General features: G+C 63.5%; 14 protein-coding genes. All 14 read left to right on the forward strand.

Annotated features, from left to right (window positions below; all coding sequences use genetic code 11):
* The first annotated feature begins 159 nt into the window (after nucleotides 1-159).
* The 14 genes from MCB86_RS08375 to MCB86_RS08440 all read left to right on the forward strand — a co-directional run bounded on the left by MCB86_RS08375 (nucleotide 160) and on the right by MCB86_RS08440 (nucleotide 16,025).
* Entirely contained in the window at nucleotides 160-1,119 is a 960-nt protein-coding gene (locus MCB86_RS08375) for a MoxR family ATPase (RefSeq protein WP_025242170.1), read from the forward strand.
* Nucleotides 1,119-2,087 (forward strand): DUF58 domain-containing protein, encoded by a 969-nt coding sequence (locus tag MCB86_RS08380; RefSeq protein WP_239610575.1) that lies wholly within the window; start codon nucleotides 1,119-1,121, stop codon nucleotides 2,085-2,087. Before MCB86_RS08375 ends, MCB86_RS08380 begins: the two co-directional genes overlap by 1 nt.
* Nucleotides 2,084-2,575 (forward strand): DUF4381 domain-containing protein, encoded by a 492-nt coding sequence (locus MCB86_RS08385; protein WP_239610576.1) that lies wholly within the window; start codon nucleotides 2,084-2,086, stop codon nucleotides 2,573-2,575. The genes MCB86_RS08380 and MCB86_RS08385 overlap by 4 nt, the downstream gene beginning before the upstream one ends.
* Nucleotides 2,568-3,581 (forward strand): VWA domain-containing protein, encoded by a 1,014-nt coding sequence (locus MCB86_RS08390; RefSeq protein WP_239610577.1) that lies wholly within the window; start codon nucleotides 2,568-2,570, stop codon nucleotides 3,579-3,581. The genes MCB86_RS08385 and MCB86_RS08390 overlap by 8 nt, the downstream gene beginning before the upstream one ends.
* Nucleotides 3,578-5,299, forward strand: a complete 1,722-nt coding sequence (locus MCB86_RS08395; protein WP_239610578.1) for a VWA domain-containing protein — start codon at nucleotides 3,578-3,580, stop codon at nucleotides 5,297-5,299. Before MCB86_RS08390 ends, MCB86_RS08395 begins: the two co-directional genes overlap by 4 nt.
* Entirely contained in the window at nucleotides 5,296-6,918 is a 1,623-nt protein-coding gene (locus tag MCB86_RS08400; RefSeq protein WP_045162460.1) for a BatD family protein, read from the forward strand. Before MCB86_RS08395 ends, MCB86_RS08400 begins: the two co-directional genes overlap by 4 nt.
* A 208-nt stretch (nucleotides 6,919-7,126) precedes the next feature.
* Nucleotides 7,127-8,350, forward strand: coding sequence for a CmpA/NrtA family ABC transporter substrate-binding protein (locus MCB86_RS08405; protein ID WP_239610579.1), 1,224 nt, complete (start codon nucleotides 7,127-7,129; stop codon nucleotides 8,348-8,350).
* An 11-nt stretch (nucleotides 8,351-8,361) separates the two neighbouring features.
* Entirely contained in the window at nucleotides 8,362-8,949 is a 588-nt protein-coding gene (locus tag MCB86_RS08410) for an ANTAR domain-containing protein (protein ID WP_045162461.1), read from the forward strand.
* Between the two features lie 427 nt (nucleotides 8,950-9,376).
* Nucleotides 9,377-10,750, forward strand: coding sequence for a CmpA/NrtA family ABC transporter substrate-binding protein (locus MCB86_RS08415; protein ID WP_239610580.1), 1,374 nt, complete (start codon nucleotides 9,377-9,379; stop codon nucleotides 10,748-10,750).
* Between the two features lie 51 nt (nucleotides 10,751-10,801).
* On the forward strand, nucleotides 10,802-11,791 hold the full coding sequence (locus MCB86_RS08420) for an ABC transporter permease (RefSeq protein WP_239610581.1): 990 nt from the start codon (nucleotides 10,802-10,804) through the stop codon (nucleotides 11,789-11,791).
* A 9-nt stretch (nucleotides 11,792-11,800) separates the two neighbouring features.
* Nucleotides 11,801-12,595: an ABC transporter ATP-binding protein gene (locus MCB86_RS08425; RefSeq protein ID WP_239610582.1), complete on the forward strand. Its 795-nt coding sequence runs from the start codon at nucleotides 11,801-11,803 to the stop codon at nucleotides 12,593-12,595.
* Nucleotides 12,596-12,633: 38 nt separating this feature from the next.
* Nucleotides 12,634-13,752 carry a methyl-accepting chemotaxis protein gene (locus MCB86_RS08430; protein ID WP_052679323.1) on the forward strand — a complete coding sequence of 373 codons (1,119 nt, stop codon included), beginning with the start codon at nucleotides 12,634-12,636 and terminating at the stop codon, nucleotides 13,750-13,752.
* A 2-nt stretch (nucleotides 13,753-13,754) separates the two neighbouring features.
* Nucleotides 13,755-14,450, forward strand: coding sequence for a hypothetical protein (locus tag MCB86_RS08435; RefSeq protein WP_045162465.1), 696 nt, complete (start codon nucleotides 13,755-13,757; stop codon nucleotides 14,448-14,450).
* Nucleotides 14,451-14,813: 363 nt separating this feature from the next.
* Nucleotides 14,814-16,025: a nitrate/nitrite transporter gene (locus MCB86_RS08440; RefSeq protein ID WP_045162466.1), complete on the forward strand. Its 1,212-nt coding sequence runs from the start codon at nucleotides 14,814-14,816 to the stop codon at nucleotides 16,023-16,025.

Consider the following 16,025-nt stretch of genomic DNA (forward strand, 5'->3'; position numbering starts at 1 on the left):
CAATGTGACGATAGAGGCATACCCCCTCCCTGAGTTGCGGTCGGCCAACCCTGGTGTGACGAAGTTGCCGAGCCGCGCATAGCCTGTCGCTCGGCAAATGAATTAAAGTCGTGACCGTCGAGCGCCCGCCCAGACACGCCCCAGCAGAAGAGCCCCGCGATGGACCACCGTGAAGCAATAGTCGCGCTGCGACAGTTTCTTTCAACTCAGATTCTTGGCCAGGAACGGCTCATCGAGCGGCTGCTGATCGCATTGCTGGCCGACGGCCATTTACTCGTCGAAGGCGCCCCGGGCCTGGCCAAAACCCGCGCGATCAAAGAACTGGCAGGCGGCCTCGAAGCCGAGTTCCATCGCATCCAGTTCACCCCCGATCTGCTTCCAGCCGATATCACCGGAACGGAGATCTACCGTCCGGAAACCGGCAGCTTCGTTTTTCAGCAGGGCCCCATCTTTCACAACCTGGTGCTGGCCGACGAAATCAACCGCGCCCCGGCGAAAGTGCAGTCGGCGCTGCTCGAAGCCATGGCCGAGCGCCAGGTCAGTGTCGGCCGCAGCACCTACGACCTGTCGCCGCTGTTTCTGGTGATGGCCACGCAGAACCCCATCGAACAGGAAGGCACCTACCCCCTGCCCGAAGCGCAGCTCGATCGCTTCCTGCTACATGTGAAGCTCGGCTTCCCCGATGCCTCAGTGGAGCGACGTATTTTGCAGCAGGCCCGTGGCGAGGCCATTCACGGCGAGACACCGCCCGACCACCGTGTCTCGCAGCAGGCGATCTTCGCCGCGCGCAAGGAAATCCTCGGCCTGTACATGGCCGATGCGGTGGAGGAATACCTGGTGCAGCTGGTGATGGCGACCCGCACCCCCGCCAAGTTCGACGCCGAGCTGGCCGGCTGGATCGCCTACGGTGCCAGCCCCCGTGGCTCGATTTCGCTGGATCGCTGTGCCCGCGCCCACGCTTGGCTCGCGGGCCGCGATTTCGTCAGCCCGGAAGACATTCAGGCCATGCTATTCGACGTGCTGCGCCATCGCCTGATTCTCTCGTTCGAAGCAGAAGCCGCCGGCATCGACCAGGATCGGGTGCTGCAGCGCATCCTCGACGTCGTGGCGGTGGCCTGATGCCCCCCTTGCCGTCGGTCGCCCGCCACGCTCCGCCCTCGCCCGGCGAGGGAGTTCACGTGAGCCTGGCCGAGCTGATCGATATTCGTCATCGGGTTCGCGAAGTCCCGTTGTTCTCCAGTCCGCACCGTCGCAGTCCACTGGTCGGGTTGCATCATTCGAAGCTCCGCGGACGCGGGGTGGACTTCGATCAGGTGCGTATCTATCAGGCGGGCGATGATGTCCGCACCATCGACTGGCGGGTAACGGCGCGCACTCAGGAACCGCACACCAAACTGTTCCACGAGGAGCGCGAGCGGCCCATTTATATCCTTGTGGAACAGAGCTCGCGATTGTTCTTCGGTAGCGGCCTGGCCTTCAAATCCGTGCTCGCCGCGCAGGCGGCGAGTCTGGTCGGCTGGGCCGCACTGAGCCATAACGACCGTGTCGGTGGGCTGGTGTTCGGCCACGGCGAACACCATGAGATCAAACCTCGACGCAGCAAGCAGAGTCTGCTTCAACTACTCGATCGTCTGGCCCGCGCCAATACCGGGTTGAGTGCCGACCAGAGCAGCGATGCGGATGCCTTCGGGCTGGCATTGAGACGCGCTCGCGAAGTGCTGCGTCCCGGCAGCCTGGCGGTGATCATCTGTGACGAGCGCGCCCTGAGCGATGCCGCTGAACAGCAGCTGAGCCTGCTCGCCCGCCACGTCGACCTGTTACTGGTCCCGGTATTCGATCCGCTCGACCATGCCTTACCTGCCGCCGGCCTGTTGCGCTTTGCCCAGTTCGGCGCGCGGTTGGAACTGGACAGCCACGATGCGGCCATCCGCCAGGCCTACCGACTCCAGGGCGAAGCCCGCACCGCCCGCTGGCGGCGCCTGGCCGATCGTCTGCGGCTGCCACTGATGCCGCTGGATACCCAGCGTGATCTGGTCGACCAGCTACGCGAGCACCTCAGCGTGCAACATCCCGGAGCGCATCGATGAGTTCCCTTGATCAGCTCGAGCCGCTGATCGCACCCGCCCCGATCAGTGGGTGGCCTCCGGCGCCCGGCTGGTGGTTCGTCGCCGCGCTGATGCTCAGCGTACTTCTGCTACTGCGTTTGCGCCCATGGCAACGGCGACAACGAGCGAAAGTCGAAGCCGAAGTGCCCGTCGACCCCCAGCGGCAGATCGCATTGGACGAGCTCGCTCAGTTGAACAAGCCCTACGGGGGCCAGCCGGCCAATCAGTGGCTGCAGCAGCTCAACGGGCTGCTTAAACGCCTCTGTCGCACCCGCTATCCGGACGATCACCCGCATACGCTCACCGGCCGTGCCTGGCTGGCGTTTCTCGACAGTCGTTGCCCGGCAGCCGGCCTGACGCGCTGGATGGTGCTGGTCGAAGGGGTTTACCGCGCCGAATGCCAACTGGACGACAAGGCCATCCAGGGTTTGGAGCAGGCCGTGCAGATCTGGATTCGCAAGCATGTTTGAGCTGGCGTGGCCGTGGATTTTTCTCCTGCTGCCGCTACCCTGGGTGTTGCGCTGGCTGCTGCCGGCCGCCGACAGCGGCGATGCCGCGCTGAAGGTCAGTTTCATCGGAGAACTGGAACCGCTGGCCGGCCGTCGCGCCGGCGTCGCGCTTCCCGCGTGGCGTCAACAACTTCCCTATCTGGTGGTCTGGTTGCTGCTGTTATTGGCCGCCGCCCGGCCGCAATGGCTCGGCGAACCCCTGCCGCTGCCCACCAGTGGTCGTGATCTGCTGCTGGCTGTAGACGTCTCCGGCTCGATGGACTACCCGGACATGCAATGGGAGGGCGACGAGGTCAGTCGGCTGGAACTGGTCAAGCATCTGCTCGGCAATTTCATCATCGAGCGGCGTGGCGACCGCGTCGGACTGATTCTCTTCGGCAGCAAAGCCTACCTGCAGGCACCGCTGACCTTCGACCGACAGACCGTGCGCACCTGGCTCGACGAGGCCGCGATCGGTATCGCCGGCGGCAACACCGCCATCGGCGATGCCATCGGCCTGGCGATCAAGCGGCTGCGCGAGCGTCCGGCGCAAAGCCGAGTGCTGGTGTTGATCACGGACGGTGCCAACAACGGCGGAGAGCTCGACCCGCTGCTGGCCGCTCGCCTCGCTGCAGAAGAAGGCGTCAGGATACATACCATCGGCATTGGCTCTGATGCGGAGGCTGGCGGCGTACTTCAGCGCTTCGGCTTCGTGGGTGCCGAGCTGGACGAACCAACCCTGCGGGCAATTGCCGAGCGAACTGGCGGCGATTACTTCCGAGCACGCTTGAGCAGCGAGCTGAAGGCCATTGGCGACACGCTCGATCAGCTCGAACCGGCCGCACAACAGCCGGCCCAGGCACGCGTCGCCGATGCGCTCTACGTCTGGCCACTGTCAGCGGCATTGTTGATCAGCCTGCTGCTGGTGGCGAACAGCCTCTGGAGGCCGGCATTGCAACGCCTCATCTGGCGCGGGGAGCAGCTGTGATCGACGCGCTGCCCCACGTGCTCAGGCCCTTCTGGCTGTTGATCCTGCCGCTACTCGCCTGGCTGCTGTGGCGACTCTGGCATCGTCAACGGCAGATTGGCCGCTGGCAGCGCCTGTTGCCCGAAGCCTTTCATGCTGCGTTGCTGACACGTGGCAAATTGCGCAACAGCAGGCGTCCCTGGCTGCTGCTCGGTACGGCCTGGCTGCTTGCCTGCGTGGCGCTGCTGGGGCCGAGTTGGCAGCATGCCGAACAGCCCAACCTGTCACGTGTCGATCCGCTGGTGATACTGCTGGAAACCACGCCGGCCATGCTCGCGGCCGATGTCCGCCCCAATCGCCTGGAGCAGGCCAAGCGCAAGATTCTCGATCTGCTGCACACGCGTGACGATGCCCAAACCGCGGTAGTGGCATTCGCCGGAAGCGCCCATACCCTGGTGCCGCTGTCCAACGATATCGCCACGACGCAGAACCTACTGGATGCCCTCCAGCCTGACCTGATGCCGGAGCCCGGCCACCGCGCGGAGCTGGCCGTGGCGCATGGCATCGAACTCCTTGCACGAGGGGCGAATGGGCGCGGTCGGTTGCTGTTGATCGGCAGCAGCCTGAACGAACAGGAGCGCACCGCGATTCGTAGCGTGCTCGAGGACAGCGATCAGCAACTGCTTATTCTGGGCGTCGGTACCGCGCAAGGCGCCCCCATCGCCAACGAAGATGGCAGCTTCCTCAAGGACGAAACGGGCGCCATTCTGATCCCACGGTTGGATGACGGCGCGATGCGCCGCTTCGCGAACAGCATCGAAGGCCGCTATCAGCAGGCACGTATCGATGACAGCGACTTAGCAGGCCTCGGTTTGCTGGAGCGCAGCGGCGCGCTAGTGACTCAGGATGACTCGACCCGTCTCGATACCTGGCTCGATCAAGGCTACTGGCTGCTGTTGCCGCTGCTGTTGCTGGCCGCGTGTGGAGGGCGCCGCGGTTGGCTTTTCTGCCTGCCGCTGTTGATCGTCATACCGCAACCCGCCAGCGCACTGAGCATGCAGGACCTATGGCTACGGCCGGATCAGCAAGGCATGCGACTGCTGGAAGCCCAACGTCCAGCCGAGGCAGCGGAGCGCTTCGAAGACCCTCAATGGCAAGGCTACGCCCGCTACCAGGCGGGTGACTTTGCCGGTGCCGCCAAGCAGTTCGCCAAAGGCGATACCGCAGCGGACCATTACAACCGTGGTAATGCACTGGCGCGCAATGAGGAACTGGAAGCGGCCATAGAAGCCTATGATCAGGCATTGGAGCTCGACCCGGAGCTGGAACCGGCCCGTCGCAACAAAGCCACCGTTGAAGCCGCCCTGCGTCAACGTCAGGAGCAAGAGCAGACCTCGAACGAGCCCGCGCAGGATGAACCGCCAGAGGCTCGCCAAACCGAGCAGAAGTCATCGAGCAACAGCGCCACTGCTGCTCAGCCTGACGCGCCCGACGCATCCGGCCAGGACGATTCCAGCAAGGGCAACGATGCAGCAGACGCTGCGCCAACCGAATCCCCTGTGCCAGACGAACAGGACGAAGCAGACGAAGCGCTTGCTCAGCCCCGGGAAGCGCCTTTCGATCCAGAGCAGGACCAAGCGATGAACCAGTGGCTGCGCAAGATTCCCGACAACCCCGGCGAGCTGCTGCGCCGCAAATTTCTTTACGAACAACGCAAGCGCCAGGAAATGAATCGATGAAGCGGCTGACGGCACTGGTGTTTTTGCTCCTGCTCGGTTTCCAGGCGAATGCCGCTGCGTTGATCGCCCGGGTCGACCGCACGCAATTGAGCCTGGACGAAATGGTCGAGCTGACACTCGAAACCGCGGACGCCACCGTATTCGGCAAACCCGACCTGCAGCCACTCGAGGGTCTCTTCAAGGTGCTCGGTACCCGTCAGGACAACCAGCTATCCGGGGCCAACGGCGAGGCGCGCGCAATCACCCGTTGGCTGATCACCCTGCAGCCCCGGCAAACCGGCTACGTGATCATTCCACCGCTGCAGCTGGGCGACTGGCGCAGCGAGCCGATCACCCTCAACGTCACCGAACCCAGCCCCGGGGGTGGCGATACGCTCGCCCCGATATTCATCGACTCCAGCCTCGATCACGACAGTGTCTATGTACAAGCGCAGGTGGTGCTGACCCTGCGCATTTACCATTCCGTATCGCTCTATGACGACAGCACGCTCTCGCCCTTGAAGATGAGCGACGCGTTGGTCGAGCGGCTCGGCGAGCCGCGGACCTACGAAAAAGACATCAACGGCATTCGTCATGGCGTGATCGAAATCCGCTATGCGCTGTTTCCGCAGAAAAGCGGCACGCTGAGTATTCCTGCTCAGCTGTTCAGCGCAACTACGGTCGCCGGCAATGGCGACTACTATGGCTCTCGCTTCGGCAAATCCACTCAAGTGAAATCGCCGGAGATCCCACTGCAGGTCAAACCCAAGCCGGCCGAATACCCCGCCGATGCCCCCTGGCTCCCGGCGACCAATCTGACCCTGGTCGAAGCCTGGAGCCCGCAGCCGCAGGATGCACAACTCGGCGAGGCGCTGACACGCAGCCTGCTGGTGAAAGCAGAGGGTCTGTCCAGTGCGCAGCTGCCCCCGGTCGAATCGCCAACGGTTCCAGGACTGCGCCGCTATCCCGACCAACCGAGCCTGAACGATGCGGTCAGCGAAGATGGCGTCAACGGCAGCCGCGAACAGCGTGAGGCGCTGGTGGCGACGCGAGCCGGTGATCTTGTTCTGCCGCCCGTGGAGCTGGTCTGGTGGAACACCGTCGAAGACCGACTGGAGCGCAGCGCACTCCCCGAACGAGCGCTGCAGATTGCAGACAACCCCGAGCTTCAGCAGCCCTCGCAAGAAAACGCCGATACACCGCAACCGCAAGCCCAGGCGCACCGGCTGTGGCCATGGCAGCTGAGCAGCGCCGTGCTGGCCCTGACCACCCTGCTCGGTTTCGGCCTATGGCTGCGAGCCCGCAGTCAGCCGGCGGTGATTCGCACCGTTCAGAGCGGCCCCACGCCCCGCAGCCTGCTCGACGACCTCAAACGCGCATGCCTGGCCAACGATACCCAGGCGACTCGTCACGCGCTCGACGCCTGGGCGCGTCAGCAACCTGAAACCTTGGCCGACATGGCCGCACGCTTCGTCCCTTTATCAGACGCACTCGATGGCCTGAATGGTGCGCTCTACAGCGAGACCGGCCAGCGCTGGCAGGGTGAAGCGCTGTGGCAGGCCATCCAGAGCCTGCCGACTGCGCAGCCCGAAACCAGCGAGCAGGAAACCGGCGCCTTGCCACCGCTATATCCACGCTAACCCTCATCGCTGCGCCAGGCAGCCTGAGCACATCGGGCCGGTCGCTGAAGCACAAGCAGGCACCCGGAAGCACCGGTGGGCTTGCATCGATGCTCACTCCTTTGGCATGTGGCTTGCTTTGCCTCGCATATGATTTCCCTGCGCGCCGATCGCTGCTCCACGGCGATACGCGATACGCGCGCCCAGCATTGCCAAAGGTCCCGCCAGCATGCCCCATCCCAACACACCCTCGCGACCTGATCCGCTGGCCTGGGTCGCAGGCAGCGATGCACCGGAAAAGCGCGTCGTCAACCTAGGCTTCATGGCTCTGACCGATGCCGCCTCACTGATCGTCGCTGCCACCCAGGGCTTCGCGCAGCCTTACGGCCTGACGCTCAACCTGCAGCGCCAGGCGTCGTGGTCCAACGTGCGAGACAAGCTGATCGAAGGTGAACTGGATGCCGCTCATGGTCTGTACGGGCTGATCTACGCCGTGCATCTGGGCATTGGCGGTAGCGCACCGGTGAACATGGCGGTGCTCATGGGCCTGGCCCAGAACGGCCAGAGCATCAGCCTGTCGAGCACGCTCAAGGCGGCGGGCGTGACCGATCCGGAGGCACTCAGTACGTGCGTGCGCCAGAGCGGTGCAAAACTCACCTTGGCCCAGACCTTCCCCACCGGTACGCATGCCCTCTGGCTCTACTACTGGCTGGCGGCCTACGGCATCCACCCGCTGAAAGATGTGCGCACCCTGGTGGTGCCGCCCTCACAGATGGTTGCACACCTGCGGGCACGACGCATCGACGGCTTCTGCGCCGGAGAGCCCTGGGGCGCCCAGGCGATCCAGGAGGACATGGGGTTTACGCTGGCGACAAGCCAATCGATCTGGCCCGACCACCCGGAAAAGGTTCTGGGCTGCACCCGTGCCTTTGTCGAGGAGAATCCCAACACCGCCCGCGCGCTGGTCATGGCCGTCCTCGAGGCGAGCCGCTTCATCGACGAGAGCCAGGAGAATCGGCGCAGCACCGCGCACCTGATCGCCGGCAGCGAGTACGTCGATGCACCGGTAGCGGCCATCGAGCCGCGTTTTCTCGGCCAATATGAGGACGGCCTTGGCCACGCCTGGTTGGACAAGCATCCACTTCGCTTCTTCGGTAACGGTGAAGTGAACATGCCCTACCATTCCGACGGTCTGTGGTTCATGACCCAGCTACGGCGCTGGGGCCTGCTGCGCGAAGACCCCGATTACCTTGCCGTTGCTCAAAACGTGCAGCAGACCAGTCTCTATCGCGATGCGGCGACAGCGCTGAATATCCCCCTGCCCGACACCCTCATGCGCAGCGCTCTGCTGATGGACGGCAGCCGCTGGAATGGCAGCGACCCGGCCGCCTACGCCCGCAGTTTCGCCCTGCATGCTTTGGCGGATTCCGCCGTGCCTCCAGTACTCTGCTAAGGGAGACAGCCATGCTTCGCGTCCTCCTGATCGACGACACCCCACGCAAGGTCGGCCGCCTGCGAACCGCCCTTATAGAAGCCGGCTTCGAGGTTATCGAGGAATCCGGCCTGACCATCGACCTTCCCGAGCGGGTCGAGGCCATACGCCCCGATGTGGTACTGATCGACACCGATTCCCCCGGCCGCGACGTGATGGAGCAGGTGGTGATGGTCACCCGCGACCAGCCCCGCCCCATCGTCATGTTCACCGACGACAGCAACCCAGACGCCATGCGCCAGGCGATCCGCGCCGGCGTCAGCGCCTACATCGTCGAAGGCATCCAGGCCCAGCGCCTGAAACCCATCCTCGATGTCGCCATGGCCCGCTTCGAGAGCGACCAGGCGATCCGCGCACAGTTGCATGCACGCGATCAGCAACTGGTCGAACGCAAGCGCATTGAACTGGCCAAGGGCATGCTGATGAAGATGCGCAGCTGCAACGAGGAAGAGGCCTACACCCTCATGCGGCGCCAGGCCATGAGCCGCCAGCAGAAGCTTATCCAGGTGGCCGAACAGATCATCGCGATGAACGATCTGCTGGGCAGCAATTCAGGCTAGCAGCACCGGCTCCTGACACGACAACGAGCCCCGCCAACTTGGCGGGTTTTGTTTTTTTTCAGAGTCGCAGACAAATCCTCAGGGCGATTTGGCGCGCGTTCCGCCCTGAACCAAAACGGCGCTTCATCGGCTCGTCACTGCACGGCAATCGGGCCAGCCACGACCTCGCAGCTGGCTGAACGCTCGGATGACACCGTATCGAGCGTACCGCATCTTATACAAGCTACTGATTTTTATATAAATAAAAATAATAAAAGGAAAATCTTGCGCTCTGGCAAGCCGCTTGCTACTTCCCCATTACCACGTCTTCGGGTCGCCAACGGCGGTGGTCGGGACGAATTGACAAAGGCGTCAACGGTGCTCGCTCTGCTCATGCAGAGGCGGCGTCCGTTACGCCTTTTTTCGTTTCGCGATTGAGGGATAAATCATGCGCAAGACCCGCCGTACACTGCTGAAGACCCTTGTGGCCAGCGTGGGCTGCTCCGCCCTGCTGCAGTTGGTGCCGATGACCGCCTGGGCGGCCGAACCGGAAAAGGAAGAACTCAAGCTCGGCTTTATCAAGCTCACCGACATGGCACCCCTGGCGATCGCCTACGAGAAGGGCTTTTTCGAGAACGAAGGCCTCTACGTCACGCTTGAGGCCCAGGCGAACTGGAAGGTCTTGCTGGACCGCGTCATCGACGGCGAACTGGACGGCGCGCACATGCTCTCCGGCCAGCCAATCGGCGCCACCATCGGCTTCGGCACCAAGGCGGAGATCATCACGGCCTTCACCATGGACCTCAATGGCAACGCCATCACCTTGTCCAACGCGATCTGGGAGCAGATGAAGCCCAACGTGACCATGGTCGACGGCAAACCGCAGCATCCGATCAAGGCCGACGCGCTCAAGCCGGTGATCGAGCAGCTCAATGCCAGCGGGAAATCGTTCAACCTGGGCATGGTGTTCCCGGTTTCGACGCACAACTACGAGCTGCGCTACTGGCTCGCCGCCGGCGGTATCCATCCTGGCTACTACGCACCGAACAAGGGCGACATCAGCGGGCAGATCGACGCCCAGGCGTTGCTCTCGGTAACCCCGCCACCGCAGATGCCCTCGACCATGGAAGCCGGCACTATCCATGGATACAGCGTCGGCGAGCCTTGGAATCAGCAAGCGGTGTTCAAGGGCATCGGCGTGCCGGTGGTGGCCGACTACGCGATCCGCAAGAACATGTCGGAAAAGGTCTTCGGCGTCTCCAAGGCCTGGGCCGAAGCAAACCCCGAAACCCACAAGCGTCTGGTCAAGGCGCTGATCCGCGCCGGCAAATGGCTCGATGAAGACAACAACGCCAATCGTCAGGAAGCGGTGGAAATTCTCTCTCGCCCCGAATATGTCGGCGCCGATGCCAAAGTCATCGCCAACTCCATGACCGGCACCTTCGAGTTCGAAAAAGGCGACAAGCGCGACGTGCCGGACTTCAACGTGTTCTTCCGCTACCACGCGACCTACCCCTACTACTCCGACGCCATCTGGTACCTGACGCAGATGCGCCGCTGGGGACAGATCGCCGAGGCCAAGCCGGACAGCTGGTATCTGGACATGGCCAAGCGCGTCTACCACCCGCAAATCTATCGCGAGGCCGCGGCGGAGCTGATCGCCGACGGCCTGCTCAACGCGAGCGACATACCGCCGCCCGACGAGGACGGTATCCGCGAGCCGCTGGCCGACACCATCGACGGCATCACCTACGACGGGCAAACGCCCAACGCTTACCTCGAACAGTTCGCGATCGGCCTGAAAGGCGATACCACGCTCTGATTCCGCCCATGGGAGCCGTTGCGGCTCCCGATACCCGGAGAGGACATGTCAATGAGCAATCCCGCCGTCGCAAAAAGCATTAAGGAAACGCTTGAGGCAGGTCGTCAGGCCCGGCTCAAACGCTGGCTGCCGCAGGTGATCATGCCGCTGGTAGGCATCTTCGCCTTCCTGCTGTTCTGGCAGTTGGTGGCATCGAACATCCAGACCAGTCTCGGTCAATTTCCCGGCCCGAGCCAGGTGGCCGAGCAGTTCAACGGGCTGGTCGATGCCCATATCGAGTCGCAGGAAAAAGCCGAAGCCTTCTACCAGCGCCAGGAAGAACGCAACGCCGCGAAACTGGCGAAGAACCCCGACGCCGACGTGAAGATCCGCCCATACACCGGCAAGCCGACCTTTTTTGGACAGATCATCACCAGCCTCTACACGGTGATGACCGGCTTTGCCATCGCCTCGCTGATCGCGGTCCCGCTGGGCATCGTCTGCGGTTTGAGCAAGACGGTGTACAGCGCGGTTAATCCGCTGATCCAGATCTTCAAACCGGTGTCGCCGCTGGCCTGGCTGCCGCTGGTGACCATGGTGGTCAGCGCCGTGTACATCAGCGAAGACCCGCTGATGGCGAAATCCTTCGTTACCTCAGCGCTTACAGTCGCGCTGTGTTGCCTGTGGCCGACGGTGATCAACACCACGGTCGGCGTGGCCAACCTCGACAAGGACCTGCAGAACGTCAGCCGGGTGCTGCGCTTGTCACCGCTGAGTCATGTACGCCGCATCGTCCTGCCCGCCGCCATTCCGATGATCTTCACCGGCCTGCGCCTGTCGCTGGCGACCGGCTGGATGGTGCTGATTGCCGCGGAAATGCTGGCGCAGAACCCCGGTCTCGGGAAATTCATCTGGGACGAGTTCCAGAACGGCAGTTCCAATTCGCTCGGCCGAATCATGGTCGCGGTGATCGTCATCGGCCTGATCGGCTTCGCCCTGGATCGCATCATGCTGATGCTCCAGCGCCGCGTGAGCTGGGACAAGAACGCAGACCTGCGCTGAGGAATCACCATGAACAATACCCATCTCGAACTCACCGCCGTCGGCATCAGCTTCCCCACCGACAAGGGCCTCTATCGCGCCCTGCAGAACGTCAACCTGCGCATCGCCAAGGGCGAATTCGTCTCGCTGATCGGCCACTCCGGCTGCGGCAAGTCGACGGTGCTGAACATCGTCGCCGGGTTGTATCAGTCCACCACCGGCGGCGTCATTCTCGACGGCCGTGAGGTCAACGAGCCCGGCCCGGAGCGTGCCGTGGTGTTCCAGAACCACAGCCTGCTGCCCTGGCTCTCCTGCTACGAGAACGTCGAGCTGGCGGTGCGGGAAGTCTTCAAGGGTCGCAAAAGCCGGCGCGAGATGCGCGACTGGATCGAGCACAACCTCGAGCTGGTGCACATGACCCACGCCCGCGATAAACGCCCGAGCGAGATCTCCGGCGGTATGAAACAGCGCATCGGCATCGCCCGCGCGCTGGCCATGCAGCCCAAGGTGCTGCTGATGGACGAACCCTTCGGCGCCCTCGATGCGCTGACCCGCGCGCATCTGCAGGACTCGCTGATGGAGATCCACGCCGACCTCGGCAACACGGTGATCATGATCACCCACGACGTCGACGAAGCGGTGCTGCTTTCCGACCGCATCGTGATGATGACCAACGGGCCCTCCGCAACCATCGGCGAGACCCTGCGCGTCGAGCTCAAGCATCCGCGCGACCGCATGAGCCTGGCCCACGACGCTCAGTACCACGCCTACCGGGCGCAGGTTCTGGAGTTCCTTTACCAGCGCCAGCAGCGGCCGGCGGCCTGACAACTCACCAGGAAGGTAATCGAGAAAGGATCACGAGCATGGACAGAGCTTTGAACAGCACGCGCCCGGCGCACGCCGTGCCACACGCGACAAAGGCCGCCCTGCAGTCATACATGGATTGGCTACTGCTCGCCGCCTGGGCCATGGCCTGCATTGCGGGACTGTGGCAGCAGCAGCTGCTGTCGCTGGCCCTCGCCTGCATCGCTGCAGGTCTGCAACTGACCCAACAGCGCAAACGCCGCGCACATCAGCGCCACAGTGAGCATTTGCTGGCAATGCTCGGCCAGCAGCAGGGGCTCAACGAGCCCCGTGAGGATCTGGTCGCCACCGTTGGCGCTCAATCGCTGCGCAGCGAACGTTTACGAAGTGAAGTGCAGTTCGCCAGCGATGCCCTGGAGCGCATGGCCGGAATCGCCGAGCACAGCAGTATCGGCCAAGGCGAGCGAGTGCTGGCGATGACCGAGGCCAGCAAGGCGCTGAGCCGCAACCTTGAGCAGGTCCGCACACTGGGCCAGCAAGCCATGCAAGCCTTTGCCGACACCCACCGGCAAAGCCAGGCCGGCCGCGACAACGCGATGTCGGTCAGCGTCCGCATGACCGAGGTGCGCCAGAGCATGCAGCGCACCTCGGATGCGGTCGGCCAGCTGTTGCAGGACACGGCCGCCGTCGGCAAAGCCGCACTGAGCATCCAGAACGTCGCGAAGCAGACCCAGCTGCTCGCCCTGAATGCGTCCATCGAAGCGGCGCGAGCCGGCGAGCACGGTCGCGGTTTCGCCGTGGTGGCCGACGAAGTTCGCCAACTGGCGCTGACCAGCGACTGCGCGGCCCAAGACATCACCCGCGTGGTGGCCACGACCGGCAACGCGGTTCGTCGCGTCGAGGCCGAGGTCGTCCAGCACCAGCAATTACTCGAGCAAAGCAGCGAGCAAAGCAGTGCATTAGCCACCGAACTCGATCAGTTGGCGCGGCGCAGCCAGCTGAGCCTGGCCGAACTCGATCATCTGCAAACGGCCCTCGAAGAGCAGCGACACGGCAACCGCCTGTTGCGCGACCAGCTCGATCACGTCGAAGCCGGCGTCGAGCGCCAGCGTACCCAGGCCCAAGAGCTGCACAGCCTGACCCTCTACCTCACTCGTCTCAGCCGTACGGAAGCCTGACCATGGAAGTATCTATCGCCCTGACACTGGCCGCCTGCCTGGTGCTGCTCGGCAACCATCTCAGCCGCGTTGCAGCCGAGCGTCATCGCAAGCGCCTCAGCGCAACCGATGTCCAGGCGCTGCAGCATTCGCTGGAGATTCTTCAGTTCGTGCAGAAACACCGTGGCCTGGGCGGCCAATCTGATGCCGCAGCAGCCGCGCAGCGGTTGGAGGTTGCGAGCCATATCGACCGGCTCTGGCAGGAGTGGAAAGGCGAGGAAAACCGGCCCGCGATGCGCGGCCTGTGGCAACAGATCCGCCAGAACCCGGCGGAGTTCGAACCGCACTGCATCCTGATCGAGCAATTGCTCGAAAGCATTCATGTGCTTGAACTGCGCCTTGCCTTTCAAGGCAATCCTCAGGTGTCCGGTCTGTGCGAGGCCTGTCGCGCACTGGAAGACCTCGGACGCTTACGCGGCCTGGCAGTGCGTGCAGCCAACTTCGAAAAGTGCCCGTTGGATATGCAGATCCAGATGCGCTATCTCTGCCTGCGCCTCACCGACCCGATCAGCGGCGACAGCCTGCGCAACCTCATCGAGCACCTGGAGTGCAACCTGATTGACGCACCGCGGGTCAGCCTGGCGCCAGCCGAATGTTACGCGTTGATCACCCCGATCATCGATGAACGCCTGCAAGGCATTCGTCATAGCATCGCCTGACGCGCCCCACTTCGAAGCACGGCGCACCAACGGCGCGCGCTTGCACCCGGGCAACATTCCACTGAAGGTCCCGCAGACGGCTGAAACCGACAGCTTCGGCTGTTGGCACAGCTTCTGCTTACTTCGAGACAGGTAGCCAAAGGCGGTTACTCACAGACATGACAAAGGCGTCGCGTTGCCCCGTCGAGACTGACGGCGGTTTCGCGGCGCTTTTTTTTTGCCCCAAGGACCGGGGCGCGAGCGGCAACGACTCAGCGGCTCGCAACAGTTTCACGCGGTCCCACACCGAATCCGGGTGGGGCCCATCGCATTCTCCGTCGCCCGTTTCAGCGCGTCGGTTGCCCTTGTCTAGTGAGGTGTTCGATGAATACGAGTTTCTGGAAATCCGGCCATACGCCGACGCTGCTCTGCGCCTTTCTCTACTTCGATTTGAGTTTCATGGTCTGGTACGTGCTCGGTCCGCTGGGCGTGCAGATCGCGGCAGATCTCGGCCTGACCACCCAACAGCGTGCCTTCATGGTAGCTACGCCGATCCTCTCCGGTGCCGTTCTACGTCTCGTGCTAGGCATGCTGGCCGACCGCACCTCGCCGAAGGCGGCCGGGCTGTTCGGGCAGATCGTGGTGATCGTCGCGTTGTTCGTTGCCTGGCTCAATGGCATCCACAGCTATGAGCAGGCTTTGCTGCTGGGGCTCTTCCTCGGCATGGCCGGCGCCTCCTTCGCCGTCGCGCTGCCGCTGGCCTCGCAGTGGTATCCGCCGCAGCACCAGGGCAAGGCCATGGGCATCGCCGGTGCAGGCAACTCAGGTACCGTTTTCGCGGCACTGTTCGCACCGGTGCTGGCGACGATGGTTGGCTGGAGCAACGTATTCGGCCTGGCGCTGATTCCGCTGGTGCTGGTGCTGATCATCTTCGCCACTCAGGCCAAGAACGCACCGAACCGTCCTGCGCCGAAATCCTTCGCCGACTATATGAAAGCGCTCGGGGACCGCGACAGCTGGTGGTTCATGTTTTTCTACAGCGTGACATTCGGCGGCTTCCTTGGCCTGGCCAGCACCCTGCCCGGCTACTTCCACGACCAATACGCCTTCGATCCGGTCAAGGCCGGCTATTACACCGCCGCCTGCGTGTTCGCCGGCAGCATGCTGCGCCCGCTGGGTGGTGCACTGGCCGATCGCATCGGCGGCATCCGCTCGCTGCTGCTGATGTATACGGTTGCGGCTGTCTGCCTGTTCGTCGTGGGCTTCAACTTGCCGAGCTCGACAGCTGCACTGGCGCTATTCGTGGTCGCGATGCTCAGCCTCGGCGCGGGTAATGGTGCGGTGTTTCAGCTGGTGCCGCAGCGCTTCAACAAGGAAATCGGCGTGATGACCGGGCTGGTCGGCATGGCGGGCGGCATCGGAGGCTTCCTGCTCACTGCAGGACTGGGCGCCGTCAAGCAGGCCACGGGTGACTATCAGATGGGCCTCTGGTTGTTCGCCAGCCTGGGTGCGCTGGCCTGGTTTGGCCTCTATGGCGTCAAGCGTCGCTGGAGAACCACCTGGGGCTCTGCCGCGATGACGGTCGCACGGGTCTGA

This window comes from Pseudomonas sp. KSR10 (assembly GCF_022355455.1).
Lineage (GTDB): Bacteria > Pseudomonadota > Gammaproteobacteria > Pseudomonadales > Pseudomonadaceae > Stutzerimonas > Stutzerimonas stutzeri_E.